Origin of the sequence: Pseudomonas sp. 2FG (genome assembly GCF_005502935.1) — a bacterium.
In the GTDB taxonomy this organism is placed as follows: Bacteria; Pseudomonadota; Gammaproteobacteria; order Pseudomonadales; family Pseudomonadaceae; genus Aquipseudomonas.
Map to the genome: position 1 here is coordinate 48,541 of NZ_SCMP01000011.1, position 24,959 is coordinate 73,499.

At 64.3% G+C, this 24,959-nt stretch carries 22 protein-coding genes; 3 read left to right on the forward strand and 19 right to left on the reverse strand.

Annotated elements, in window-relative coordinates:
* Positions 1 to 4: 4 nt before the first annotated feature.
* The 4 genes from FFS13_RS12740 to ppc form a co-directional block, all read right to left on the reverse strand.
* A complete protein-coding gene (locus tag FFS13_RS12740; protein ID WP_137819466.1) occupies positions 5 to 835 on the reverse strand; it encodes an oxaloacetate decarboxylase in 831 nt (276 codons plus the stop codon).
* Between the two features lie 126 nt (positions 836 to 961).
* Positions 962 to 1,642, reverse strand: a complete 681-nt coding sequence (tsaB, locus tag FFS13_RS12745; protein ID WP_137819467.1) for a tRNA (adenosine(37)-N6)-threonylcarbamoyltransferase complex dimerization subunit type 1 TsaB — start codon at positions 1,640 to 1,642, stop codon at positions 962 to 964.
* A gap of 127 nt (positions 1,643 to 1,769) precedes the next feature.
* Positions 1,770 to 2,417: an adenylate kinase gene (gene adk / locus FFS13_RS12750; protein WP_137819468.1), complete on the reverse strand. Its 648-nt coding sequence runs from the start codon at positions 2,415 to 2,417 to the stop codon at positions 1,770 to 1,772.
* Positions 2,418 to 2,574: 157 nt separating this feature from the next.
* Complete coding sequence (gene ppc, locus FFS13_RS12755) at positions 2,575 to 5,211, reverse strand: phosphoenolpyruvate carboxylase (protein WP_137819469.1); 2,637 nt, start codon at positions 5,209 to 5,211, stop codon at positions 2,575 to 2,577.
* Positions 5,212 to 5,495: 284 nt separating this feature from the next.
* On the opposite strand from ppc, the gene FFS13_RS12760 reads away from it, so the two are divergent.
* The gene (locus FFS13_RS12760) at positions 5,496 to 5,840 is read left to right on the forward strand and encodes a pilin assembly protein (RefSeq protein WP_137819470.1); all 345 of its coding nucleotides are present in this window, start codon (positions 5,496 to 5,498) and stop codon (positions 5,838 to 5,840) included.
* A 33-nt stretch (positions 5,841 to 5,873) separates the two neighbouring features.
* Here FFS13_RS12760 and FFS13_RS12765 read toward each other — a convergent pair whose 3' ends face one another.
* From FFS13_RS12765 to FFS13_RS12835, 15 genes are all read right to left on the reverse strand, one after another.
* A complete protein-coding gene (locus tag FFS13_RS12765) occupies positions 5,874 to 6,383 on the reverse strand; it encodes an O-acetyl-ADP-ribose deacetylase (RefSeq protein WP_137819471.1) in 510 nt (169 codons plus the stop codon).
* Positions 6,380 to 6,706, reverse strand: coding sequence for a hypothetical protein (locus tag FFS13_RS12770; RefSeq protein ID WP_137819472.1), 327 nt, complete (start codon positions 6,704 to 6,706; stop codon positions 6,380 to 6,382). Before FFS13_RS12770 ends, FFS13_RS12765 begins: the two co-directional genes overlap by 4 nt.
* A 12-nt stretch (positions 6,707 to 6,718) precedes the next feature.
* Positions 6,719 to 7,597, reverse strand: a complete 879-nt coding sequence (locus FFS13_RS12775; protein ID WP_137819473.1) for an alpha/beta hydrolase — start codon at positions 7,595 to 7,597, stop codon at positions 6,719 to 6,721.
* Positions 7,598 to 7,800: 203 nt separating this feature from the next.
* Positions 7,801 to 9,096, reverse strand: coding sequence for a flavohemoglobin expression-modulating QEGLA motif protein (locus FFS13_RS12780; RefSeq protein ID WP_137819474.1), 1,296 nt, complete (start codon positions 9,094 to 9,096; stop codon positions 7,801 to 7,803).
* A 195-nt stretch (positions 9,097 to 9,291) separates the two neighbouring features.
* The gene (locus tag FFS13_RS12785; protein WP_137819475.1) at positions 9,292 to 9,843 is read right to left on the reverse strand and encodes a hypothetical protein; all 552 of its coding nucleotides are present in this window, start codon (positions 9,841 to 9,843) and stop codon (positions 9,292 to 9,294) included.
* A gap of 202 nt (positions 9,844 to 10,045) precedes the next feature.
* Positions 10,046 to 10,756: a TetR/AcrR family transcriptional regulator gene (locus FFS13_RS12790; RefSeq protein WP_137819476.1), complete on the reverse strand. Its 711-nt coding sequence runs from the start codon at positions 10,754 to 10,756 to the stop codon at positions 10,046 to 10,048.
* 118 nt (positions 10,757 to 10,874) lie between these two features.
* Complete coding sequence (gene lysS / locus FFS13_RS12795) at positions 10,875 to 12,377, reverse strand: lysine--tRNA ligase (protein WP_137819477.1); 1,503 nt, start codon at positions 12,375 to 12,377, stop codon at positions 10,875 to 10,877.
* 71 nt (positions 12,378 to 12,448) lie between these two features.
* Positions 12,449 to 13,544 (reverse strand): peptide chain release factor 2 gene (gene prfB, locus FFS13_RS12800; RefSeq protein WP_137819478.1). Its coding sequence is split into 2 segments (ribosomal slippage): positions 12,449 to 13,471 and positions 13,473 to 13,544, totalling 1,095 coding nucleotides; the frame shifts between segments, so codons are not numbered across the junction.
* A 192-nt stretch (positions 13,545 to 13,736) separates the two neighbouring features.
* Positions 13,737 to 14,744: a PleD family two-component system response regulator gene (locus FFS13_RS12805; protein WP_171006480.1), complete on the reverse strand. Its 1,008-nt coding sequence runs from the start codon at positions 14,742 to 14,744 to the stop codon at positions 13,737 to 13,739.
* Positions 14,745 to 14,801: 57 nt separating this feature from the next.
* Positions 14,802 to 15,809, reverse strand: a complete 1,008-nt coding sequence (locus FFS13_RS12810) for a chemotaxis response regulator protein-glutamate methylesterase (protein ID WP_137819480.1) — start codon at positions 15,807 to 15,809, stop codon at positions 14,802 to 14,804.
* Positions 15,806 to 18,052, reverse strand: a complete 2,247-nt coding sequence (locus tag FFS13_RS12815) for a hybrid sensor histidine kinase/response regulator (RefSeq protein ID WP_137819481.1) — start codon at positions 18,050 to 18,052, stop codon at positions 15,806 to 15,808. Before FFS13_RS12815 ends, FFS13_RS12810 begins: the two co-directional genes overlap by 4 nt.
* Positions 18,049 to 18,732 carry a chemotaxis protein CheW gene (locus FFS13_RS12820; protein ID WP_137819580.1) on the reverse strand — a complete coding sequence of 228 codons (684 nt, stop codon included), beginning with the start codon at positions 18,730 to 18,732 and terminating at the stop codon, positions 18,049 to 18,051. The genes FFS13_RS12815 and FFS13_RS12820 overlap by 4 nt, the downstream gene beginning before the upstream one ends.
* Entirely contained in the window at positions 18,725 to 19,945 is a 1,221-nt protein-coding gene (locus FFS13_RS12825; protein ID WP_137819482.1) for a protein-glutamate O-methyltransferase CheR, read from the reverse strand. Before FFS13_RS12825 ends, FFS13_RS12820 begins: the two co-directional genes overlap by 8 nt.
* Positions 19,942 to 20,469, reverse strand: coding sequence for a chemotaxis protein CheW (locus FFS13_RS12830; RefSeq protein ID WP_256657890.1), 528 nt, complete (start codon positions 20,467 to 20,469; stop codon positions 19,942 to 19,944). Before FFS13_RS12830 ends, FFS13_RS12825 begins: the two co-directional genes overlap by 4 nt.
* A gap of 16 nt (positions 20,470 to 20,485) precedes the next feature.
* Entirely contained in the window at positions 20,486 to 22,108 is a 1,623-nt protein-coding gene (locus FFS13_RS12835; RefSeq protein ID WP_137819484.1) for a methyl-accepting chemotaxis protein, read from the reverse strand.
* A gap of 326 nt (positions 22,109 to 22,434) precedes the next feature.
* On the opposite strand from FFS13_RS12835, the gene FFS13_RS12840 reads away from it, so the two are divergent.
* Both FFS13_RS12840 and FFS13_RS12845 read left to right on the forward strand, forming a co-directional pair.
* Positions 22,435 to 23,346, forward strand: coding sequence for a LysR family transcriptional regulator (locus tag FFS13_RS12840; protein WP_137819485.1), 912 nt, complete (start codon positions 22,435 to 22,437; stop codon positions 23,344 to 23,346).
* A gap of 110 nt (positions 23,347 to 23,456) precedes the next feature.
* Complete coding sequence (locus FFS13_RS12845) at positions 23,457 to 24,953, forward strand: gamma-aminobutyraldehyde dehydrogenase (RefSeq protein WP_137819486.1); 1,497 nt, start codon at positions 23,457 to 23,459, stop codon at positions 24,951 to 24,953.
* The last annotated feature ends 6 nt before the right edge of the window (positions 24,954 to 24,959 follow it).

Consider the following 24,959-nt stretch of genomic DNA (forward strand, 5'->3'; position numbering starts at 1 on the left):
CTGGTCAGGACTTGAACATCGCATTGAGCTGCGCAAAAGGAATCGCCTGCTCGGCAAAGCCGAAGCGGCCCTCCGTGCGTATCTCCTGCGCCGCCCGGAAAAACGCGCCATAGGCCGCCCGTGCCAAGGCCGAACCGACGCTCACCCGCTTGACGCCCAACTCGGCCAATTCCTCCAACGACAGCGACAGCCCGGACAACCCCATCAGCACATTGACCGGCTTCGGTGCCACGGCGCGCACCACGGCGTCTATCTCCGCAGCCGTACGCAGGCCCGGGGCATAGAGCACGTCGGCCCCCGCCTCGGCGAACGCCTGCAAGCGTCGCAGGGTATCCGCCAGATCGTTGCGCCCATGCAGCAGGTTTTCCGCCCGTGCCGTGAGCGTGAAGGGAAACGGCAAGCTACGGGCTGCCGCAGCGGCCGCCTTTACCCGTTCGACGGCGAGCTCGAACGGGTAGATCGGCGCAGCCGCGCGGCCGCTGGCATCCTCGATCGAACCGCCCACCAAGCCCACAGCCGCCGCCCGCAGGATGGTCTCGGCGCAGCCTTGCGGATCATCGGCAAAGCCATTTTCCAGATCGGCGGCGACCGGCAAGGGCGTGGCCGCGACTATCGCCTGGGCATTGGCCAGAGTCTCATCGCGGGAAATCGCGCCTTCGGCATCCGCTCGACCCAGCGAGAACGCCAGACCGGCGCTGGTCGTTGCCAAGGCCTCGAAACCAAGGGCCGCGAGCATCTTCGCCGAGCCCGCATCCCAGGGATTGGGGATCACAAAGATCCCGGGGCGCTCGTGCAACGCCTTGAAGGTGTGGGCACGGCTGACTTGCGCTGGCATGGTGAGGCTCCATCCGATCGGCTGCTGGAAGCCAGAACCTTAGCGCAGTTTACAACTAGTAAATGAGCATTTTGAGCCCGATTTCAACGCGGCATGGCCGACACGCAGCAGATCATGAACAGGTTCTTAGTGCGGCGCCTTGGGCGTGGCGACCTTGTCGCGCAAATACACCGGCTGCGCCTGATCCGCCGGCACTGCCTCACCGCGCGCCCAGGCGAATTGCGCCAGGCTCAGCAGGTCTTGGGCGTGCGGCAACATACCGGCGTCCAACCCTCTGAGGGCCACGGGGATGCGTGCCGCATAACTGCCCCAGCCAGTACCGGCACCGAACCAATCGCCAGCGGCATCGCGCGGCAGGCAGGCTTGCTCCGGCGGCAGCACCGCTTCCAGCCCGGCCAGACGCATCTCGCCGTGCTCCTGGCGATAGCAACCCCAGTACACCTCATCCATGCGCGCATCGATGGCCGCGGCCACCTGGTTAGCACCCTGCTCACGCAACGCCCGCTGGGCCAGCACCGCCAGGTTGGAAATCGGCAGCACCGGGCGCTCCAAGGCAAACGCCAACCCCTGCACCACGCCGATGGCGATACGCACCCCGGTAAAAGCCCCGGGCCCACGCCCGAAGGCGATGCCATCGACCGCCGACAAGGCGACACCGGCCTCTGCCAGCAGATCCTTGATCATCGGCAACAGACGCTGAGCGTGCAGGCGCGGGATCACCTCGTAGTGGCTGAGCACCTTGCCCTCGTGGAGCAGGGCAACGGAGCAGGCTTCGGTGGCGGTATCCAGGGCCAGCAAGGTGGTCATCGGCGGTTCCGGTCGGAAAAAAGGTCGGCAATTGTAACAGTCAAAGGTGCGAGCGAGCGCTTATCAGAACGGTGAACACGACAACGGCCCGCAAGCGGGCCGTTGTCGATGCAGCAGAGCCGACTTATCAGCTCAGTGCTTCAAGTACCTTGTCGGTGATCGCTTCGACCGTACCGACGCCCGCAATGTGGCTGTACTTTGGCTTGCCTTGGGCTGCAGCGAGCTTCTGGTAGAAGTCCACCAACGGCTTGGTCTGCGAATGATAGACCGACAGACGATGACGTACGGTTTCCTCGGAATCGTCTTTACGCTGAAGCAGATCTTCGCCGGTCGCATCGTCCTTGCCAGCCACTTTTGGCGGGTTGTAGACGATGTGGTAAACGCGGCCGGAAGCCTCGTGTACACGACGACCGGCGATACGCTGAACGATTTCTTCGTCATCGACGGCGATTTCGACCACGTTGTCCAGCTCGACGCCGGCTTTTACAAGGGCTTCGGCCTGGGGAATGGTGCGCGGGAAGCCGTCGAACAGGAAACCCTGGGCGCAATCGGCCTGGCTGATGCGCTCTTTGACCAGGTTGATGATCAGGTCATCGGAAACCAGACCACCGCTTTCCATCACGCCTTTGGCCTGCAGACCCAGCTCGGTTCCAGCCTTGACGGCCGCACGCAGCATGTCGCCGGTGGAAATTTGCGGAATACCGAATTTTTCGGTGATAAAGCGAGCCTGAGTACCTTTGCCGGCACCGGGCGCCCCCAACAGAATCACGCGCATCGCTGTGCTCCTCAAGATTTAAATAGAAATCCTTGGATTCGCCTCATGGGGCCAATCTCTGAATAGGTCCCGGCAGCACTGAGCGGCCAAAAGGTTGACCAAGATACACAGCGCACCGATACCGCACAAGTCACCTAAAGTCGGATAAACCGGGGCTTTAACCGGTGTTACGCAGGCCCGCGGCGATGCCTGCCACACTCACCAGCAAGGCCTGTTCCAGAGGGCTGTCGACGGTACTTTCGCGCAGCCTGGAACGGGCCAGAAGCTCCGCCTGGAGCAGGTGCAGGGGATCCAGGTAGGTGTTGCGCACGCTGATCGACTCGCGGGTCTCCGGACTGTGCACCAACAGCTCCGACTGCCCGGTCAACCCGAGCACCGCGGCACAGGCCTGCGACAATAGGTCGCGTAGTTGCGCACCCAATGGTCGCAGTTCGGCATCGACAAGCCGCTCGTCATACAGCCGGGCAATGGCGGCATCGGCCTTGGCCAAGACCATCTCGAGCATATCGATGCGGGTACGGAAGAACGGCCAGTGTTCGCGCATCTGCGCCAGCAACTCGCCTTCACCACGAGTCAGCGCACTGTTCAGGGCCGTTTCCCAGCCCAGCCAGGCCGGCAGCATCAGGCGTGTCTGGGTCCAGGCGAAGATCCAGGGAATTGCCCGCAGGCTCTCCACGCCGCCCTCGCGGCGCTTGGCCGGGCGGCTGCCGAGCGGCAGGCGGCCCAACTCCTGTTCCGGCGTGGCCTGGCGGAAATACTCGACGAACTGCGGATGCTCACGCACCACCGCGCGATAGGCCGTTAAACCATCGGCGGCGAGCCGGCCCATCAACTCGCGCCAGGCGGGCTTCGGCACCGGTGGCGGTTGCAGGGTGGCTTCCAGCACCGCGGCCAGATAGAGGTTGAGGTTTTGCTCGGCGATATCCGGCAGGCCGAACTTGAAGCGAATCATCTCGCCCTGTTCGGTGCTGCGAAAGCGCCCCGCCACCGAGCCCGGCGGCTGCGAGAGGATCGCCGCATGGGCCGGGCCGCCACCGCGTCCGACTGTGCCACCGCGGCCGTGGAACAGCAGCAGCTCGACCTGCTGCTGGCGGCAGATCTCCACCAGGGTTTCCTGGGCGCGGTACTGCGCCCAGGCGGCGGCCGTGGTGCCGGCATCCTTGGCCGAATCCGAGTAGCCGATCATCACTTCCTGCGGGCCGTGCAGGCGTGCACGATAGCCCGGTAAACCGAGCAGGCGGTCGATCACCGGGCCGGCGTTATCCAGATCGGCCAGGGTCTCGAACAGCGGCACCACGCGCAGCGGGCGTTGCAGGCCGGCCTCCTTCAGCAGCAGCTGCACGGCCAGCACATCCGAGGGGGCGCCGGCCATGGAGATCACATAGGAGCCCAGCGAGGCGGCCGGCGCGGCCGCCACCACGCGGCAGGTGGCGAGCACTTCGGCGGTGTCCGCCGAGGGCTGGAACTGACCCGGCAGCAGCGGCCGACGATTGTCCAGCTCGCGCAGGAGGAAGGCGAGGCGCGTCTCCTCGTCCCACTCGGCGTAGTGGCCGAGCCCCAGGTAGTCGGTGATCTCGCCGAGCGCGGCGGCATGCCGGGCGGCGTCCTGGCGAATATCCAGGCGCAGCAGGAACAGGCCGAAGGTGGCCGCGCGGCGCAGGCAGTCGAGCAGCGGGCCATTGGCGATAGTGCCCATGCCAGATTCATGCAGCGAGTGGTAACACAGCTGCAGCGGCGCCAGCAGCTCGCGGTTGTCCTGCAGCACCGCGGGCGGCGCCGGCAGCTCGCCCTGCAGCGCCGCCTCGGCCCAGGCACGGGTGGCCCGCAGGCGTTCGCGCAGTTGCTTGAGCAGGGTGCGATAAGGTTCGGGATGTACGCCCACCTGCACCCGCAATTCATCGCTGGCCTGCTGCATGGACAGCTCGGCAGCCAGTTGATCGACATCCCGCAGGTAGAGGTCGGCGGCCATCCAGCGCGACAGCAACAGCACCTCACGGGTCACGGCGGCGGTGACATTGGGGTTGCCGTCGCGATCGCCGCCCATCCACGAGGCGAAACGCACTGGCGCGGCCTCCAGCGGCAGGCGCAGGCCGGTGACCGCATGCAGTGCCGTATCGACGCCGCGCAGGAACTTGGGCAGCGCCTGCCACAGCGAGTGCTCGATCACCGCGAAGCCCCACTTGGCCTCGTCCACCGGGCTCGGCCGGCTGCGGCGGATCTCCTCGGTGTGCCAGGCCTCGGCGATCAGCCGCTGCAAACGCTGTTTGACCTGGTCACGCTCGGCGGCGGACAGGTCGCCATGGTCTTGCGCCGCCAGCTGCGCGGCGATGGCGTCGTATTTTTGAATCAGGGTGCGGCGCGCCACCTCGGTCGGGTGGGCGGTCAGCACCAGTTCGATATCCAGCCGGCCGAGCTGACGGGCCAGCACCTCGGCGCTGTGGCCATCCGCGTTGAGCCGGGCCAGCAGGTCCGGCAACACCCGCACCTCGAAAGGCTCCGGCTCACTCGGCCCACGCCGGCGTACATGGTGGTATTGCTCGGCGATATTGGCCAGGTTGAGGAACTGGTTGAAAGCCCGCGCGACCGGCAACAACTCGTCTTCACCGAGCTCGTCGAGGGTTGTCGTGAGCTGCTGGGCGCCATCGGCAGAGCCTTGCCGAGCCGCCTTGGCGCCTTTGCGGATGCGCTCGATCTTGTCGAGGAAAACCGCGCCACGCTGAGCGCGGATGCAATCGCCAAGCAGTTCGCCAAGCTGGTGAACGTCCTCGCGCAAACGTGCGTCGATTTCCGCCATGACCGCGCTCTCCGCCGAAGCTGAAATTGCAACAACCCTGGAGCCAGTCCGCGGCTCATCCGGCACCGGGATGCAGCGCCGCGGCGAACATTCAGGAGAATGGGCGCCAAGATAGAGAGTGCCCAGCGCGCCAACTTCTTACAAGTGCGCGACGCAAGGCATTTTCCCAGCCTAGAGCGAACTAGGCTAATAAGGTAAGTCCCATAAGGATTTACCAACCCGGCGGGCTGATGTCCGGGTGCTCAACAACCGCCCACCACGAGTGAGCACAGGAAGAGGTGTTTATGAAGATTCGCGAACTCGTTAGCCATTGGGAACAGAACGCCAAGGGCCGCCTGACCAATAACCTCTACCAGATCCATCTGGATCTGGAGTCCGCCGCGCGCCTCGCCGCGCTGACCGAGATGTACCCCAAACGCCACCCCGAGGAACTCCTCGGCGAGTTGCTCGGTGCCGCCCTGGAAGAGCTCGAAGCCAGCCTGCCCTACGTCAAAGGCAGCCAGGTGGTGGCCACCGACGAACAGGGTGACCCGCTGTATGAGGACATTGGATTGACGCCGCGCTTCCTCGCGCTGTCACGCAAATACCTGCGTGAGTTGGTCCAGCAACAGGACAGCGCCAAGCATTGAGCCCAGCATCGGACGAGTAAACCGTCTCAGCAGCTATTCGCCCAGCGCCAACAAGCGGCGATAGAGCGCGGCCATCGCCCCTGAAAAAGCCACCAGCACGGCTCTTTGCAGGGAACTGTCGGCGGGGCGCAGACGCTGTAACTCGGCAACGGCGATAGTCGCCGCCTGCTCTAGGGGATAGCCATACACGCCGCAGCTGATGGCCGGGAAGGCGATGCTGCGCAAACCTTCGGCTTCGGCCAGCGCCAAACTGTTGCGGTAGCAGGCGGCGAGCAGATCAGGCTCACCCTGGCGACCACCCTGCCAGACCGGTCCGACCGTATGGATGACGTAGCGGGCCGGCAGCTTGAAGCCTGGCGTGAGGCACGCGGCACCGGTGGCACAACCCCCGAGAGTGCGGCAGTACGCCAGCAGCTCGGGGCCCGCCGCGCGATGGATGGCGCCATCGACACCGCCCCCGCCGAGCAGGCTCGAATTGGCCGCATTGACTATGGCATCCACCTCGAGCGTGGTCAGATCGCCCTGCCAGATCTCGATCTTCATTTCACCTCTTGCGGGGTTTCCTGGCCCAGGCACCGCACCGCTTGCTTGCGATTATCCACCAGCACACCCGTCAAACCCTTCCGTTCAGTATCGAACAACACCAGTACGCCGTCGATGCACTGCGCCACCTGGGGCGCCGGCGTCAGCGAGACCTTGTAGTCCTCGCCCGGCACGGTCTTGAGCATGGTGAAGTCGGCCAGCAACAAGGCATCTTGCGGTTTGGCGAAGTGCAGGTAGCCGTAGTACCAAAGCACCGCGACGGTGCCGAAAATGCTGCCGATGCCGGTGATGATCAGGGGAATAGCGTTGCGTTCTTCGCTCATTGGGCTCTTCACTTATTGCGGGCTCTCGGGATTAGGGACTTCAGCCAACCGCCGCAGACCGGTGAAGCCCTGCGGGTCGTTTAGAAACAGCAGCATCACTTGACGCCAGATCGGCTCGGCGAAGGTCTGCACATGCCCGCCGCGGGTCGGCTGGAACACCCGCGGCGGGCGCGCAGCTTGATACAAGCGCACCCCGTTGGAAAGGGGCACGACCGGATCGTCGATGCTCTGGTAGATCAACTGCGGCAGGCCTTTGAGCTGTGGCATGGCATAGATCGCGCTGTCGCCATCCGGCACCAGCCACGCCAACGGCACCTGCAACGGCCAGGTCAGCCAGGCGTTGTTCAGGGTGAACTGGGCGACCTGGCGATAACTGGCCGGCGCACCATCGAGCACCAACGCCTTGAGGCGCGCCCGCTGTGGCGGATGCCCGGCCAGGTAGTGCACCGCCAGAGCGCCGCCGAGGCTCTGACCGAGCACCACCAGGGGTTTACCCTGCACCTGCGGCGCCTCTTGCAACCAGGCGAAGGCGGCGTCGATATCCTGATAGACCCCCGGCAGACTGGGCTCGCCTTCCGAGCGGCCATAGCCACGATAATCCAGCAGCAAGACTTGGTAACCCTGCGCCGGCAACCACCAACTACCGCCCAGATGGCTGGCGACATTGCCACCGTTGCCATGCAGGTGCAGCACCGTGCCCTTAACCGCAACCCCCGCCTTGGCCGGCAGCCACCAGGCATGCAGGCGGGTACCGTCAGCCGCCGTCAGGAACTCGTCACGAAACTCCAGCTTGGCGACGTTTGGGGTGAAGGGCTGACCTTTTTCGGGGTAGAACAGCAGCGCGCTACAGCCGCCCAGCACCAGCAACGCCAGCAGCAGCGCTGCGCGCATCAGTTGTCGCCTCGGCCGCGCGCGGCCATCAGCCCCGCCTCGCCCGGATCGCGGATCACCTCCACGGTCCGGGCCGAAATAGCGAGAATTTCATAGTCGAGCTGGTCGCTGGGCATGGTCGCTCCAGGGGGTATCTGTCTCTGCAGGCTGGGTAGAGCCGTTTTTGCCGAAACCCAGCCTAGGTGCCCGCTCTTCGCTAGCGGCTACAGAATATTCGCGTAGTCGGCTTCGATCCGATCCAGGCTCAGGTGATTGAGGAAGTTGGAGAAGCACATCCACGCCGACAACGCATTGAGGTCGCGAAATTGCGGCGGCAGGTACTTGGGCGGCACCACCAGCCCTTCATCCACCAGCTGACGGAGGGTGCGCATGTCTTCCAGGGTGGCTTTGCCGCAGAACAGCAGCGGAATCTGCTCCAGCTTGCCCTTACGCACCGCCAACTGGATGTAGTTGTAGATCAGGATAAAGCCCTTCAGATAGGACAGATCCTTGGTGAACGGCAGGCCATTCGGGGTTGAGCCGCGGAACCCCCGGCTGGCGTTAGCGTAGCTCTCCTCCATGCCGAAGCCCTGCTCGCGGAAGAACTCGAACACCTGCAAAAAGTCCGCGCCCTCCTCGGCCATATGGATGGCGCGAGTGCGGTTGGTCAACTTGCGCAGGCGAGTCGGATAAGACGCGAAGGCGATCACCTCCATCAGGATCGCCAGGCCTTCCTGGGTCACGGTGGAGGATGGCGGGCCCTTGGCGAGGAAGGTACAGATCGGCTGATTCAGCCCATTCAGCGTAGTACCGACATGCACCAGCCCTTCATGGACCTCCAGCGCACGCACATCGCGTTCGTTGAACATCGCATCGGCGCGCACCTTGATGTAGTCGGCGCCGGCGGCGGCATCGGCGAGGATACCGTCGGACTCGAACACCCGAATGGTGCCCTCCTCTTCCCCGAACACCTTGTTCAAGCGGTGTTGCAGCAGGTCGACGGCATCCTTGGCGGTCAGCGTTTTCGGCTCGTCCTTGAGGTCACCACGATCATCGATATTGTTCAGAAAGTCGGAAAACATCAGGCCCAGGTCGGCCAAGGTCGGGTCGCCGGCGTGGAAGGCATCGGAAGCCGAACCATAGAGTTCCTGGGAGATCAGGCCGAAGTCCGGCGTACCGCGCGCCTCGAGCATGCGGATGACCATGCGATATTCCTTGCACATGCGCCGCATGATCTGCCCGACCGGGTTGAACTGGCCGAGCTGGCGGGTGATATCGCGCTCGATGTTCTGGAATTCCAGCTTCTTCGCGCCGGAATCGAAGGCCAATGGGCGGGCGTCGTAATAGGCCCGGTCGACCGCTGGCGGCTCCTTGCCTTTGCTATCGAGGAAGCCCTTGCGGATGCTCTCATCCCACTTGACCGCATCCAGTACGCGAATCGGCGTCTGCGCCTCGACGAGGCGATCGGATAATGCACGAATCACCTGTTGGTAGTCGTCGAGCACTATGTGACTGTTCATCTGTCCCTCACTGGACTGGTCATTACCACTGGCTGGTTACCCCAAGGTAACCTTAGAACTTGTTCAACATCTGCTGCGCTTGACCACGCTGCGTTGAAAACAGGCTCGGACTGCTCATTTACAACTCGTAAACTCCGCGTCCTCGCCTGTGTTCGCCTTGCCTGACCTGCGCTCGCGACGATCTTGAACAGGCTCTTACTCGCCGGAGCGCTGGTAACGCGCCACCTCGATAAACACGTCGGAATTGGCCTGATCGTCCAGATAGGCGAACACCTTATCCAGCGTGCTGGTGACCAGCACCCCGTCGCCCTCGGGAGTCTCCACGGCCTTGCCTTCAAGGCCACCGAGTTCCAGCGCTTGCAGCACCCGATCAATATCGAGGTTATAGAGCACCAGCTCGTTGTCTTTGCTCAGCTCGAAACCGGCGATGGCGAAATTGGCGCCCATGCTCTTCGGCAAACCGGCCGAGAGATACCAGCGGCTGCCGTGGTGGGCGACGGTGAAACCGTATTCTTCAAGACTTTCCAGGTTGTCCGGGCTGTTCACATAGGTTTTAGCCTGGTAGACGTTAGAGCCGGCACGACTGACTTGGAGATAGAGCTGCTCGCCCCACTCGTTTTTGCGCGTCCACTCACCGAGCAGCGGGATCGGCGCCGCTTCGTTGGCGGGAATGGGATCTCTGAAGGTGACCAGGCAACCGCTCAACAGCAGGAAGGACAAGGCGAGCAGCATACGCCAGGCGTTCATTTCGCTCTCCTTGTGGGGACGCTTCTAGACCGCGCCGGCAGGTGCCTATGCGCAATTGAAAGCTGGCTTGGCCCCGCATTGATCCACTCTAAACAGCCCATCACCACCGGCTTTCTCCTGAGTTAACCTGGGTTAAAACCACGCAGGTTATTCCATATATATGACAAACCCCGCCGCGGCGGGGTTCGATTCTCGACTGCGATCAGAGCCCCAGCACCAGATACATGTAGCGCTTGAGAATGGCCAGCATGTCGGCGCAATCCAGATGCTCGACCCCATCGATCAGGCCCTGATATTCCATCCGCTCAATGATGCCCGTCAATACCTTGGCATCCTGCTCCGGCTGTTGCGAACCCAGCACCTGGAAGAAGTGCGTAACGCCCTGCAGCAGGATCTGCCGATGCGAACGCACCAGCTCATGCAGGCGCGGATTGAGCAGCGCCTCTTGCTGAAAAGCCCGTTCGGCCAACAGATGCTCGGGGCGAGTCAGCAACTGTTGCCGCACATATTCCACCGCCAGAGCGGCGATATCGTCAGCCAGACGCCGACGCGACTCGACACTGCCATTCAGTGCGCCGACCTTCGCCAGCAGCAAACCCTCGGTACCGTCCCAGAACGCAGCCATATCGGCCGCGCTGCGCTCGACGAACAGGGCGAAGGTGTCGGTGATCAAGTCATTGATATCTTTGAAGTAGTAGGTGGTTGCCGAGAGCGGCACCTGAGCCTCCGCCGCCACCGCGCGGTGGCGCACCGCCCGCACGCCCTCACGCACAATGATGCGCATGGCCGCATCGAGAATCGCCTGACGGCGCTGTTCGCTACCCTGCCGACTGGCCTTGCGACCTTGATACTGAACACTTTCAGCGACGGCACTGGCCACATTGGCAGCGCTGTCTTGGGGGGGACGGGTCACGACTGAACTTACCTCTCGTGCGATAAAACAAAAACTCAGGTTTTGGAGCTTTCCTTAGCAGAATAGATCCTTACACAGACAACAAAAAGCCGCCCGAAGGCGGCTGATTGACGACTGTTTAAGCCTGCGGGCGCATGTGCGGGAACAGGATCACGTCGCGGATCGACGGGGCGTCGGTCAGCAGCATCACCAAACGGTCGATGCCGATACCTTCACCCGCGGTCGGCGGCATACCGTACTCCAAGGCGCGGACGAAGTCGGCGTCGTAGTGCATGGCTTCGTCGTCGCCGGCGTCCTTGTCGTCCACCTGGGCCTGGAAGCGCTCGGCCTGGTCTTGCGCGTCGTTCAGTTCGGAATAGGCGTTGGCGATTTCACGACCACCGATAAACAGTTCGAAGCGATCGGTCACGCTCGGATCGTCGTCGTTACGCCGGGCCAGCGGCGAGACCTCGAAGGGGTACTGGGTGATGAAGTGCGGCTGCTCCAGCTTGTGCTCGACCAGCTCTTCGAAAATCATCGTTTGCAGCTTGCCCAGACCTTCGAAGCCCTTCACATCGGCACCGGCTTGCTTGGCGATGGCGCGGGCCTTGTCGAGGTCCTTGAGGTCGTCGGCGCTGAGCTCCGGGTTGTACTTGAGGATCGAGTCGAACACCGACAGGCGCACGAAGGGTTCACCGAAGTGGAACACCTTGCCCTGGTACGGCACGTCCGTGCTGCCGAGCACCAACTGGGCCAGCTCGCGGAACAGCTCCTCGGTCAGGTCCATGTTGTCTTCGTAGTCGGCGTAGGCCTGGTAGAACTCGAGCATGGTGAACTCGGGGTTGTGCCGGGTCGAAACGCCTTCGTTACGGAAGTTGCGGTTGATCTCGAACACCCGCTCGAAGCCACCGACCACCAGACGCTTGAGGTACAGCTCCGGGGCGATGCGCAGGAACATGTCCATCCCCAACGCATTGTGGTGCGTCTCGAACGGCTTGGCCGCGGCGCCGCCCGGAATGCTCTGCAGCATCGGCGTTTCCACTTCGAGGAAGTCGCGCTGCATGAGGAAGTTGCGGATATGCGCGATGACCTGCGAACGCACGCGGAAGGTCTGGCGCACGTCTTCGTTGACGATCAGGTCGACGTAGCGCTGGCGATAGCGGGTTTCGGTATCGGTCAGGCCGTGGTGCTTGTCCGGCAGCGGGCGCAGCGACTTGGTCAGCAGGCGCACGTCGCTCATTTCCACATACAGGTCGCCCTTGTTGGAACGCGCCAGGGTGCCTTCGGCGGCGATGATGTCGCCCAGGTCCCAATGTTTGATCGCTTCGAGCAACTCGGCCGACAGGGTCTTACGGTTGACGTACAGCTGAATCCGCCCGCTCATGTCCTGCAGCACCAGGAACGAGCCACGGTTGAGCATCAGGCGACCGGCGACCTTGACTGCAATCTTGGCGCCTTCCAGCTCTTCCTTGCTCTTGCCTTCGTTGGCTTTCTGCAGATCGGCGCAATAGCTGTCGCGGCGGAAGTCGTTGGGGAAGGCTTGGCCTTGTTCGCGCACCGCGGCAAGTTTTTCCTTGCGCAGGGCGATCAGGCTGTTCTCTTCCTGTTGCAGCTCATGCAGATCGAGTTGTTGGTCGCTCATGTCTTTAAATTTTCCATCACAGGTTCGGTGCCCTCACCAACAGGACGAGGGACTTAAGTCGGGACTGACGGTTACAGCCCTTGCTTGAGGCTGGCCACAAGGTACTCATCGATATCACCGTCGAGCACGTTAACGCAGTCGCTTCTCTCGATACTGGTACGCAGATCCTTGATCCGCGACTGGTCGAGCACATAGGAGCGAATCTGGTGACCCCAGCCGATGTCCGACTTGGTGTCTTCCAGGGCTTGCGAGGCGGCGTTGCGCTTCTGCACTTCCTGCTCGTACAAGCGCGCCCGCAGCATCTTCATCGCGGTGTCTTTGTTGGCGTGCTGGGAGCGTTCGTTCTGGCAACTGACCACGGTGTTGGTCGGCACGTGGGTGATACGGACCGCCGAGTCGGTGGTGTTGACGTGCTGGCCACCGGCACCGGAGGAGCGGTAGGTGTCGATACGCAGATCGGCCGGGTTGATGTCGATTTCGATGTTGTCATCGATTTCCGGCGAGACGAACACCGCCGAGAACGAGGTGTGCCGACGGTTGCCGGAGTCGAACGGGCTCTTGCGCACCAGGCGGTGCACGCCGATCTCGGTGCGCAGCCAGCCGAAGGCGTATTCGCCCTTGATGTGCACGGTCGCGCCCTTGATCCCGGCGACTTCGCCGGCGGAGAGTTCCATGATGGTCGCATCGAAGCCGCGCTTGTCGGCCCAGCGCAGGTACATGCGCAGCAGGATGTTGGCCCAGTCCTGCGCCTCGGTGCCGCCGGAACCGGCCTGAATATCCAGGTAGGCGTGGTTCGGGTCCATCTCGCCACTGAACATGCGGCGGAATTCCAGCTTCTCGAGGGAGGCGCGCAGACGCTCGACTTCCGCGGCGACGTCGTCGACGGCGGCCTGGTCTTCTTCCTCGGCGGCCATTTCCAGCAGGTCGCGGGCATCGCTCAGGCCGCCGGACATCTCATCCAGGGTCTCGACGATCTGCGCCAGCAGCGAACGCTCGCGGCCGAGATTTTGCGCGTACTCGGGGTTATTCCAGACGTTCGGGTCTTCGAGCTCGCGCTCGACTTCGGTCAGACGATCACGCTTGTGATCGTAGTCAAAGATACCCCCGAATGGTCTGGGAGCGCTCGGACAGGTCCTTGATGCTGTTAAGGATCGGGTTGATTTCCATGGTAGGCAGCACTCGCAGGCGGAACTTTCTGAAAAGCCGGCGAGTATACCCCACTCGGCGCCCCCTGGCAGCCCGCCGGCCCGCAGACTGGGCATGGTGTCTGACCAGCGGGGTTGGATATTCGGCAGCGCTCCAAAAACGCTGGCAAGTTTCAGCCAGCCTAGCCACACAGGCCACTAGCGACAGGCCGGCCTAGATCGCGCCGACCTGATTGCGCCCGCTGCGCTTGGCCAGGTACAGGCCCTGATCCGCCGCCTGGATCAGCAGCCGAGAGGACCCACCCTGCTTGGGCGTCAGGGTCGCAACCCCGGCGCTCACCGTCAGACAGGAGTCGGGCAGCGGTGAGATATGGGGGATCTGCAGGGCCACCACGGCGAGACGGATTTTTTCCGCCACCAGCCGCGCACCGCCAGGCGAGGTGCTCGGCAGCACCATGGCGAACTCCTCGCCACCGTAACGCGCCGGCAGGTCGGTGGGGCGGCTACCACCGGCGCGAATGGCGATGGCCACTTGACGCAACACCTCGTCACCGGCCAGGTGACCGAAGCCGTCGTTGTAGTGCTTGAAGTAATCGACATCGATCATCAGCAAGGACAGCTGACTCTGCTCGCGCAGTGCCCGACGCCACTCCAATTCCAGGTACTCGTCGAAGTGCCGACGGTTCGACAGCCCGGTCAGACCATCCGAGTTCATCAGGCGCTGCAGCACCAGGTTGGTATCCAGCAACTGCTGCTGGCTTTCCCGCAGCGCCCGATAGGCCTCATCGCGCTGCAGCAGCATCAGGTAGGAACGCGAGTGGTAGCGGATGCGCGCGACCAGCTCGATGGCATCCGGCAGTTTGACCAGGTAGTCGTTGGCGCCCGCGGCGAACGCGGCCCCCTTCACCTGAGGCTCCTCCTTGGTCGACAGGACGATGATCGGGATATCGCGTGTCGCGGGATGGTTACGGTAGTCGCGCACCAGCGCCAAGCCATCCATACCCGGCATCACCAGATCCTGCAGGATCACCGTGGGCCTGATCTGCACCGCCATGGCGATGGCCTGTTGCGGGTCGCTGCAGAAGTGAAAGTCGATATTCGCTTCACCCGCCAGCTCGCGGCGGATCGCCTCGCCAATCATGGCCTGGTCATCGACCAGGAGCACCATCACGGCATGTTCGTCTGTTGTCATCACTGACCTATGGTTCTGAAGGTGATTCATCTGCTCCCCCTGGTATCCGCCGGCGCTCGCCCGGCTGTGCCGGCGTTATTCCATTGCTCAGGCAAAAAACCCTGTCAGTCTCGACGCGATCTCGCCGAGGGGCCGGATCTCGACGGCCGCCTCGATAGCCGCCGCGGCCTTGGGCATGCCGTAAACGGCACAACTCTGCTGATCCTGGGCGATGGTGAGAAAGCCGCGCTCGCGCAGCAGCTTGAGCCCTTGCGCGCCATCGCGGCCCATGCCGGTCAGCAGCACGCCGACGGCTTCGCCGGTCCAGAAGCTCGCCACGCTCTCGAAGAACACATCGATGGACGGGCGGTACACCTGGTCGCTCGGCTCCGCGGTGTAGGCCAGGTTGCCGTTTTCCAGCAGCCGGATATGGTTGTTGGTACCCGCCAGCAACACCACACCCGCTTGCGGCGGCTCACCGTCGCGGGCCAGGCGCACCGGCAAGCCGGACTCAGTGCTCAGCCATTCGGCCATGCCCGCGGCGAAGACCTCATCGACGTGCTGCACCAACACTATGGCCGCAGAAAAGCCCAGCGGCAGGCCCTTGAGCAACTGTTCCAGGGCCGCCGGCCCACCCGCCGAGGCCCCGATCACCACCAGCCGCGGCTTGGACCCGGCCTGGCGCAGCGGCACCGGGGCAGCGCCCGCGCGGTTATCGCACGAACCGATCAGCCAGCCGATGTTATAAATCTTGCGCAGCAGCGGCGCGGCGGCCTCCTGGGCACTGCCAGAGCCGAGTGCCGGGGTAGCGACCACATCCAGCGCCCCGTGGCCCATGGCCTCGAACACCCGATGCTGATTGCGGTCGATGTCGACGGTCACCAGCAGGATCGCGCAGGGGGATTGCTCCATGATCCGCCGGGTCGCCTCGACACCGTCCATGACCGGCATGATCAGATCCATCAGCAGCACATCGGGAGGCTGCACGGCGCACAGCTCGACCGCTTCGGCACCATTGCTCGCCACCCAGGCGATCTGATGCGCCGGCTCGAAGGCCAGCGCCCGCCGCAGAACCTCGACCGCCATGGGTAGGTCATTGACGATGCCGACTCTCATAGGGCCTCTCCAATCAACAGCAGCACCGCATCGAGCAAGGCTTCGTCGTGGAAGCTGGCCTTGGCCAAGTAGTAGTCGGCGCCGGCATCCAGACCCCGGCGGCGATCCTCCTCGCGATCCTTGTACGACACCACCATCACCGGCAGGGATTGCAGGTGGTTGTCGCGACGGATCAGGCCGACCAGCTCGATGCCGTCCATGCGCGGCATGTCGATGTCGGTGATCAGCAGGTCGAAGCGCTCCGCACGCAAGGCGTTCCAGCCATCCATGCCATCCACCGCAACCGCCACCTCATAACCCCGGCCGAGCAACAGCTTGCGCTCCAGCTCACGCACCGTCAGCGAGTCATCGACCACCAGGATGCGCTTGCGCGCGACCACGTCGGCCTGCCGAGCGCCGCGGTCGATGCGTTCGAGCCGGCCGCTGCCGAGCAGCTTCTCGACCGAGCGCAGCAAGTCTTCGACATCCACGATCAGCACCGGCGAGCCATCGGCGAGCACCGCGCCAGCGGCGATGTCCTGCACCTTGCCCAGGCGCGGATCGAGCGGCAGAACCACCAGCGTGCGCTCGCCGATGACGCGCTCGACAGCCAGCCCATACACCGCCTCACGCTCGCGGATCACCACTACCGGGAGCGCTGCTTGCGCCAGTGTGCCGCCCGGGCCCTGCAACAGCTGACTGGCCGAGACCAGACCGGCATGCCGCCCTTCGTGCCAGAAATGCTGGCGCCCTTCCAACTGCACTATGTCCTGCGCGTCCAGCTCGCGCATCCGCTCGATATGCGCCAACGGAAAGGCATAGGCCTCGCCGCCGATCTCGACCACCAGGCTACGCACCACCGAGAGCGTCAGCGGCACCTCCAGATGGAAGTGGCTGCCCCGCCCGCGCACCTGTCGGACCTCGATCCCACCGTGCAGCTGGCGGACACTATGCTGCACCGCATCGAGGCCGACCCCCCGCCCGGAGACCTCGGTCACCCGCTCGCGCAGGCTGAAGCCCGGCAGAAACAGAAAACTCAGCAGCTCCGCCTCGCTCAACTGCGCGGCGGTTTGCACCGGCGCGAGCTGGCGCTGCACTATCGCCTCGCGCAGGCGCGGCAGATCGACACCGGCGCCATCATCGGCCAGCTCGAGCACCAGCGAGCCCGCCTGCTGGCGGGCCTTGAGGCTAATCACGCCCTCGACCGGCTTGCCCGCCAGCAGGCGCTGCTCGGGCAGTTCCAGCCCATGATCGACGGCGTTGCGCAGCAGGTGCAGCAGCGGCGCTTCAAGCTTTTCCAGGATCTCGCGGTCGACCTGGGTCGTCTCCCCTTCAAGCTCCAGACGCACCTGTTTGCCCAGCGAACGCCCGAGGTCACGAACCATCCGCGCCTGACCGACCAGCACATCGCTAAAGGGCCGCATGCGGCAAGCCAGTGCCGTGTCGTAGAGCCGCCGGGCGCGCTGGGCGGCGTGCCAGCCGAACTCGTCCAGCTCGGCAGTCTGCTCGCTGAGCAGCTGCTGCGACTCGCCGAGCAGCCGGCGCGCATCCGCCAGCAACGCCTGCGTCTGCAACTCGAAACCGGCCTCTTTCAGCGCTTGCTGAACCGTCTCGAGCGCCCTGTCGACGCCGCGCTGCCGACGTTTGATGCGCTGCAGCGAGCCGAGGAACGGCTTGATCCGCTGCGAGCCGACCAACGACTTGCTGGACAGATCGAGCAGGCTGTTGAGGCGCTCGGCCGTGACCCGCAGCACCCGCTCGACGCTCGGCGCCGGGCGGTTCTCGCTGGGCGAAAGCTCCGGCAGGGGCATCTCCGGCTCTGGGGCCACCGGCAGCGCGGGGACGGCGGGCCCAGGCGCAGCGGCTGACGCAGCGGGCTGCAGCAGCGCAGCCAAGCGCAGCACGCAAGCCTCGATGTCCACCGCTCCGACCTCGCCGTCCTGCCCGCTGGCGATGCGCAGCAGCAAGTCACTGCCAGACAACAAGCCATCGATATGTTCGGGCAACAGGTACAGGCGCCCTTCCTGGGCGGCGACCAGGCAATCCTCCATGACATGCGCCACGCGCACCCCGGCGTCGATCCCGACAATCCGCGCGGCGCCTTTCAGCGAGTGGGCCGCCCGCATGCAGGCCTCCAGGTGCTCGGCCTGCGTCGGGTTGCGCTCCAGGGCCAGCAGCCCGCTGCTGAGCACCTGGGTTTGCGCCTCGGCCTCCAGACGGAACAGTTCCTGCAACGAGGCATCGCGCATCTGCTCCGGGCTCATGTGAGGCTCCGCGTCACTGCCAGCAGGAGTTGTTCGTCATCCAGCAAGCGGAGGCTGCGACCACGCCACTGGATGACGCCACGGGTATATCTGGCCGCCGCCAAGGCGCTGGTTGTCGCCGCTGCTGCCAGGTTCTTCTGCTCCAGGGCATGAATCCCGTCCACCTCATCGACCGGGGCCACCACGGGTCCGCCCGGCCCACCGATGATCAGCATGCGCGGCAGCGCCCGCCCCAGCGCCGCAGCCGCCGGCGTGCTGTCTAGCCCGAGCAGTTCGACCAGCGACAGGCACGCCACCAGCGCGCCGCGCACATTGGCGACTCCCAGTAAGGCCGGTGAGCGTTGGTGCGGCAAGGAGTGGATCGCCGCCAGTGGCGAGACCTCGACCAGGGTGCGGGTCGCCAGAGCCAGCCACTCCTCACCGAGGCGGAAAATCAACATCGAACAGGTGGCGGCGGATGCCGGCGGGCTTTGCTCAACTACCTGGCGGTCATCCTGATGCAGCGCGTAGCGATCGAGTAGCCGGGTCGCCGCCGCGGAATACCGCGCACAGTTGCGACAGTGAACGTGCTCGACCAACTGCGGGCAGGACTTGTCGCCGCGAATGCCGATGCGGTTCCAGCAGTCGTCGACTGGCGGCTCACCCTCTTGTGTCATCGGCGACGAGGCATACTCAAGCATCATTGCTCACTCCACGCCCGGCCCGATCCTGCAGGCACCGAGCACCCGCCGTATCACCCCGGGCGGCCAGCAGCGCCGCCAGATGGGCCAAGGCTTCCTGATGGTGCGGCTGTAAATACAGCGCCTTGCGGTAAAAGTCCTGCGCATCGGCTGGCTGGTCTTCTGCGTCGCTGAGCAGACCCAACCAGTAAAAGGCCTCGGCGGCCGGCCCATGCTGCGCGAGATAGTCAACGCAGCGCTGCCGTGCTTGATCGATCCGCCCCGCGTTGGCCAGGCTGGCGATCGCCTGCAGCTGCTCGGCGGTCTGATCCGCCACGGCGCCGGCCGGGCCTTCGTTGTCGGGCAGCTGCAGGCGGCGCGCCGGGGCTGGCCGAACGGGCGGCGGACTCTGGCTCGGCGCCGGCGCGCTCGGGGTTAGGCGCGGGGGCCTGAAGGCGAACGACAGGGGCACACCGAGCGGCTGCATGCCCAGCCGCGACAGCAGGCTGGCCTCCGCCGGGCCGACAAACACCACGCCATCGCTGCGAGTCAGACGCTTGAGCACTGCCAGCGCCGCCTCCTGGGTCGCCAGATCGAAATAGATCAGCAGGTTACGGCAGAACACAACGTCATAGGCTGGCTCGCCGGCGAGCACACCAGGATCGAGCAAATTGCCGCACTGCAGGCGCACCTGCCGACTGACCTGTTCGGCGAGGGCATAACCGTCCGCCATCAGCGAGAAATGCCGGGCACGAAACTCGAGTCCGGCGCCGCGGAAGGAGTTCTTGCCGTAGATGGCGCACTTAGCCCGCTCGAGCGAGAGCAGGCTGATATCCAGCCCATCGATCTGAAACAGCTGCGCCGGGATGGCCGCCTCCAGCAGCGCCATGGCAATCGAATAAGGCTCCTCGCCGGTTGCGCACGGCAGGCTGAGAATGCGCAGCGGGCGGGCGCCGTTGAGCGCCGCGAGGCGCTGAGAGGCCAGCTTGCCGAGGGTCGCAAAGGACTCCGGATAGCGGAAAAACCAGGTCTCGGGGACTATCACCAACTCGATCAGCGCCTGCAGCTCCTCGGCCGAGCCGTGCAGCCGCGCCCAATATTCGTCGGCGTTGCGCGCAGCCAGCAGGGCGCTGCGCCGACTGACGGCGCGGGCGATGAGCGCAGGGCCGACGCAGCCGGCATCGAGCCCGATCTTTTCTTTAAGGACGCGCTCGAAGCGCTGGTCACCACTCATGGCCCGGCCTCGCCGCACGGCGTCGCGGGCGGAAACAGAATCGCCCGCACGGCAGCGGGCAGCAACTGTTGCACGCGAATCCATTGCACCAGACCTTGCGCGCCCTCGAACACCGGGCCGAGGTAAGGCGCGCCCTGGTTGTCCAGGCCATAGTCACGAAAGTCGGCTGGGTTGCAGCGCAAGGTGTCGGTCGCCTGTTCCAGGATCAACCCGAGTGGATGAGCCTGGCCGTCTTCGCCGGCGCGGTAGTGAACCAGGACCATCCGCGTGCTGGTGCGAGCCGCAGCCGGCTGTGCGAAGGTCAGCGCGCCGAGGTCGAGCACCGGCACCAGCCTGTCGCGATGGGCGAAGACTCCAGCCACCCAGTGCGGCGCCTGCGCAATCGGCTTCAAGCGCAGCAGCGGCAGCACCTCGATCACCTCGCAGGCGTCCAGCGCATAGCGATCGGCACCGAGCCTGAACAGCAGGAACAGCTTGTTCACTTGCGCCAAGGCGCCGCCGCGGCCAGCCTCTACGTCAGTCACGTTACGGGGCCCTCTCTCAGACCTTGAAGCGGGAGACGCCACTGCGCAGTCCATTGGCCACCAGATTGAGTTCGTCGATGGCGAAGCTGGCCTGGCGCAGCGATTCCACTGTCTGCCCGGTCGCCTCACCCAGTTGCACCAGCGCCTGGCTGATCTGCTCGGCCCCGCTGGCTTGCGCCTGCATACCCTCGTTGACCATCGACACCCGCGGCGCCAGGGCCTGGGTCTGCTGAATGATCTGCGACAGCTGCTCGCCGACCTGCTGCACCTCGGCCATGCCGCGGCGCACCTCTTCGGAGAACTTGTCCATCCCCATGACCCCGGCCGATACCGCCGACTGGATCTCGCGCACCATCTGCTCGATGTCGTAGGTCGCCACCGCGGTCTGGTCGGCCAGGCGGCGCACCTCGGTGGCCACCACGGCGAAGCCACGACCATATTCCCCGGCCTTTTCCGCCTCGATGGCGGCGTTGAGCGAGAGCAGGTTGGTCTGATCCGCCACCTTGACGATGGTGGTCACCACCTGGTTGATGTTGCCGGCCTTCTCGTTGAGGATCGCCAGCTTGGCGTTGACCAGCTCGGCGGCGCCCATCACCTGCCGCATGGTGTCTTCCATCCGGGCCAGCCCGAGCTGGCCGGAGCCGGCCAGGGCGGACGCCTGTTCCGCCGAGTAGTAAACCTCGGTCATGGTCCGCACCAGGTCGCGTGAGGTGGCCGCGATCTCGCGCGAGGTCGCGCCAATTTCCGTGGTGGTGGCGGCCGTTTCGCTGGCGCTCGCCTGCTGTTGCTTGGAGGTGGCGGCGATCTCGGTGACCGAGGTGGTGACCTGGATCGCCGAGCGCTGCGACTGAGAAACCAGCCCGGCCAGCTCAGTCACCATGGCATTGAAGCCGGTTTCGATCACGCCGAATTCATCCTGCCGCGCCTGTGCCAGCCGCGCGCTGAGGTCGCCGCGGCGCATGGCCTCGAGGAGGTCGACGATGCGCCCCATGGGTTTCATGATCGCGTGCATCAGCAGATAGCCGCAGATCGCAGCGGCGAGCAGGGCGAGGGTCAAGGAAACCAACATGCCGAGCTTTGCCGCCGCCACGGACGAGATAATTTCTTCGGTGGCGTCTTCCACGTAATTCCTGTTCCACTCGATCAACTGGGCCAAAAGTTCCTGCCCATGCAGCCAGGCCGGCAGCAATTTCTCGGTCAGTTGGTGGTGCGCCTGCTCCGCTTGCTTTTGCTCATACAGATCGAGCACTGCGGCCTGCAGCTGGCTGTATTCCAGGTGATACCGCTGGAATACGGCAAAAGCCTTGCGATCCTCCTCCAGATGGATGGTCTGCTCGTAGTTGGCTATCTGCGCGTTGAGCTGCTCATCATTGACGCGCAATTTATCCAGGTCCGCCTGACCGAGCCCCTGGTCGCCGTGCTGACCTACCACCTGCTGGGTCAGTGCGAGGCGGTTCACCCAGGCGCCTTGGATCATGGCGCTGTAAAACAGCCCTGGCAGCGAGTCGGACTGCACCTCCCGCCCATCTTTCTCGATCATCAACAGATGCGAGTAGGAGGTAACGACCATCAGCAACATGATGGCGATGATCACCGCAAAGCTCGCCAGGATGCGTTGGCGCAGAGTCCAGTTGTTCAAAATCATCCCCCCAGGGACTAACCGTCCAGATGGTCTTATTCGGCGCCAGCAGCGCAGTACCGAACCCGGCGACGGTAAAGGCCAACCGCCAAGCTCCACTCCAGCTTAGCAGCGGGGATTTATTGCGACGGATTATCGCTACCCGCGGGCAAAGTCTGCTGACGCTCCCTACCAGCACTCCGGCCATACAACTGCAACCCAGAGTCGGGCCGGCCTGACCATCTAAATAAAAGATACAAACCATCAACAATCTATAAAACTCATTAAAATCACCTCCTCACGCGGCATTGCCAGCGGCTTTCGCACCAGAGCATGAAGATCAAACCATGATGACCCTGCGCCAGATCCGCCATTTCATCGCCGTGGCCGAAACCGGCTCGATTTCCGCGGCCGCCCAGGCGGTGTTTATCTCGCAATCGACCCTGACCCTGGCGATCCAGCAACTGGAGCAGGAGATCGGCGTCAGCCTGTTCAATCGCCACGCCAAGGGCATGACCCTGACCCACCAGGGTCACCAGTTCCTGCGCCAGGCGCACCTGATCCTGGCCACTGTGGATAACGCCAAACGCAGCCTGCAGCAGAGCACCGACCAGGTCGCCGGCCAGCTGACCATTGGCGTAACCAGCCTGGTCGCCGGCTATTACCTGGCGGATTTGCTGACCCGTTTCCAGCGCGCCTACCCCAACGTGGCAATCCGCGTGATGGAGGATGAGCGCCCCTATATCGAACACCTGCTGGTGAGCGGCGAGATCGATGTCGGCGTGCTGATCCTCTCCAACCTGGAAGACCGCCACGCCCTGCAAACCGAGGTGCTGACCCACTCGCCGCTGCGCCTCTGGCTGCCACCGCAGCATCCGCTGCTGGAGCACGACAGCATCAGCCTGGCGGATGTCGCCGGCGAGCCGCTGATTCAGCTGAACGTCGATGAGATGGGCCTGAATGCCCAGCGCATCTGGTCGCACGCCGGCCTGCAGCCACACATCAGCCTGCGCACCGGCTCCACCGAAGCGGTGCGCAGCCTGGTCGCCGCCGGCCTGGGGCTGTCGATTCAACCGGACATGACCTACCGCCCCTGGTCGCTGGAAGGCGACATCATCGAGGCCCGCGCGCTGGTCGACCTGACCCAGACCCTCGACGTCGGCCTGGCCTGGCGGCGCGGCAGCGCACGCCCGGCCCTGGTCGACCCGTTCCTCACCGTCGCCCGTGAGCAACCCGCCGGGCGCAGGCCATCTATTTAATCGAACGCTGCGTTCAGTATTAAGAATTTGTAGGCCCCACGCCTGCCCTCTAATCTCTCTGCGCATATAAGCGGACGGCGTCGGGCTTTAGCCCTGCCTAGAGAAACTCGATGCCCCAACAACAAAAGAGAGCACACGAGATGGCCGGCGCCGCGACTTCCACGCCCCTGTTCAGCGAACTGTTGATCGATGGCCAACTGCTCGCGGGTGCAGGCTTGGTCGAACCGATCCTCAATCCGGCCACCGGCGAGATCCTCGCGCAGATCGCCGAGGCCTCCAGCGAGCAGGTCGAGGCCGCCATCCTCGCCGCGCACCAAGCCTTCAGCAGTTGGTCGCGCACCACCCCGCAACAACGCTCGCTGATGCTGCTCGGCATCGCCGACGCCATCGAACAGCGCGCCGATCAGCTCGCCCGCCTGGAAGCCCTGAACTGCGGCAAACCGCTGCATCTGGCCCGCCAGGATGATCTGAGCGCCACGGTGGATGTGTTCCGTTTCTTCGCGGGTGCGGTGCGCTGTCAGACCGGCCAGCTGTCCGGTGAATACCTACCGGGTTACACCAGCATGGTGCGCCGCGACCCGCTCGGCGTGGTCGCCGCCATCGCGCCGTGGAACTACCCGCTGATGATGGCCGCGTGGAAGATCGCCCCCGCGCTGGCGGCCGGCAACACCCTGGTGTTCAAACCGTCCGAACACACGCCGCTGTCGATCCTCGCCCTCGCCCCGGTGCTCGCCGAGTTGCTGCCGCGCGGGGTGATCAATATCGTCTGCGGTGGCGGTGAAGGCGTCGGCAGCCTTCTGGTCGGCCACCCGAAGGTGCGCATGGTCTCGCTGACCGGCGATATCGTCACCGGCCAGAAAATCCTCCAGGCCGCGGCCAAGACCCTCAAACGCACCCATCTGGAACTCGGCGGCAAAGCGCCGGTGATCGTCTGTAACGATGCCGACCTGCAGGCGGTGGTCGAAGGCGTGCGCGCCTACGGCTACTACAACGCCGGCCAGGATTGCACTGCCGCCTGCCGCATCTATGCTCAAAGAGGTATCCATGACCGTTTAGTCGCGGAGTTAGGTGATGCCGTGAGCAGCCTGCGCTTTGCCCGCAAGCGCGATGCGGACAACGAGATCGGCCCACTGATCAGCGCCCGTCAGCGTGATCGGGTGGCCAGCTTCGTCGAGCGCGCCCTTGGCCAGCCGCATATCGAACGGATCACCGGCGCCGCCGTGCATTCCGGCCCCGGCTTCTATTACCAGCCGACCCTGCTCGCCGGTTGCAAGCAGGGCGACGAAATCGTCCAGCGCGAGGTCTTCGGGCCGGTGGTCACCGTCACCCGTTTCGATGAACTGGAGCAGGCGGTGGACTGGGCCAACGACTCCGAATACGGCCTGGCGTCCTCGGTGTGGACCCAAAACCTCGACAAGGCGCTGCAGGTCGCCGCCCGCTTACAGTACGGCTGCACCTGGATCAACAGCCACTTCCTGCTGGTCAGCGAGATGCCGCACGGCGGCCTCAAGCGCTCCGGTTATGGTAAGGACCTGTCCAGCGACTCGCTCCAGGATTACAGCGTGGTACGCCACATCATGGCGCGGCACGGCCAGCAACTGAGTTAAGTCACC

Bases quoted from the DNA above. Each gene is read 5' to 3' on its own strand.
- ppc (WP_137819469.1), bottom strand. From the start codon at position 5,211: ATGGCGGAAATCGACGCACGTTTGCGCGAGGACGTTCACCAGCTTGGC.
- FFS13_RS12775 (WP_137819473.1), bottom strand. From the start codon at position 7,597: ATGCGCGCAGCGCTGCTGCTGGCGTTGCTGGTGCTGGGCGGCTGTAGC.
- FFS13_RS12760 (WP_137819470.1), top strand. From the start codon at position 5,496: ATGAAGATTCGCGAACTCGTTAGCCATTGGGAACAGAACGCCAAGGGC.
- FFS13_RS12805 (WP_171006480.1), bottom strand. From the start codon at position 14,744: ATGAATCACCTTCAGAACCATAGGTCAGTGATGACAACAGACGAACAT.
- FFS13_RS12825 (WP_137819482.1), bottom strand. From the start codon at position 19,945: ATGAGTGGTGACCAGCGCTTCGAGCGCGTCCTTAAAGAAAAGATCGGG.
- FFS13_RS12785 (WP_137819475.1), bottom strand. From the start codon at position 9,843: ATGAACGCCTGGCGTATGCTGCTCGCCTTGTCCTTCCTGCTGTTGAGC.
- FFS13_RS12810 (WP_137819480.1), bottom strand. From the start codon at position 15,809: ATGAGAGTCGGCATCGTCAATGACCTACCCATGGCGGTCGAGGTTCTG.
- FFS13_RS12845 (WP_137819486.1), top strand. From the start codon at position 23,457: ATGCCCCAACAACAAAAGAGAGCACACGAGATGGCCGGCGCCGCGACT.
- FFS13_RS12780 (WP_137819474.1), bottom strand. From the start codon at position 9,096: ATGAACAGTCACATAGTGCTCGACGACTACCAACAGGTGATTCGTGCA.
- FFS13_RS12840 (WP_137819485.1), top strand. From the start codon at position 22,435: ATGATGACCCTGCGCCAGATCCGCCATTTCATCGCCGTGGCCGAAACC.
- tsaB (WP_137819467.1), bottom strand. From the start codon at position 1,642: ATGACCACCTTGCTGGCCCTGGATACCGCCACCGAAGCCTGCTCCGTT.
- FFS13_RS12815 (WP_137819481.1), bottom strand. From the start codon at position 18,052: ATGAGCCCGGAGCAGATGCGCGATGCCTCGTTGCAGGAACTGTTCCGT.
- adk (WP_137819468.1), bottom strand. From the start codon at position 2,417: ATGCGCGTGATTCTGTTGGGGGCGCCCGGTGCCGGCAAAGGTACTCAG.
- lysS (WP_137819477.1), bottom strand. From the start codon at position 12,377: ATGAGCGACCAACAACTCGATCTGCATGAGCTGCAACAGGAAGAGAAC.
- FFS13_RS12820 (WP_137819580.1), bottom strand. From the start codon at position 18,732: ATGCTTGAGTATGCCTCGTCGCCGATGACACAAGAGGGTGAGCCGCCA.
- FFS13_RS12765 (WP_137819471.1), bottom strand. From the start codon at position 6,383: ATGAAGATCGAGATCTGGCAGGGCGATCTGACCACGCTCGAGGTGGAT.
- FFS13_RS12770 (WP_137819472.1), bottom strand. From the start codon at position 6,706: ATGAGCGAAGAACGCAACGCTATTCCCCTGATCATCACCGGCATCGGC.
- FFS13_RS12740 (WP_137819466.1), bottom strand. From the start codon at position 835: ATGCCAGCGCAAGTCAGCCGTGCCCACACCTTCAAGGCGTTGCACGAG.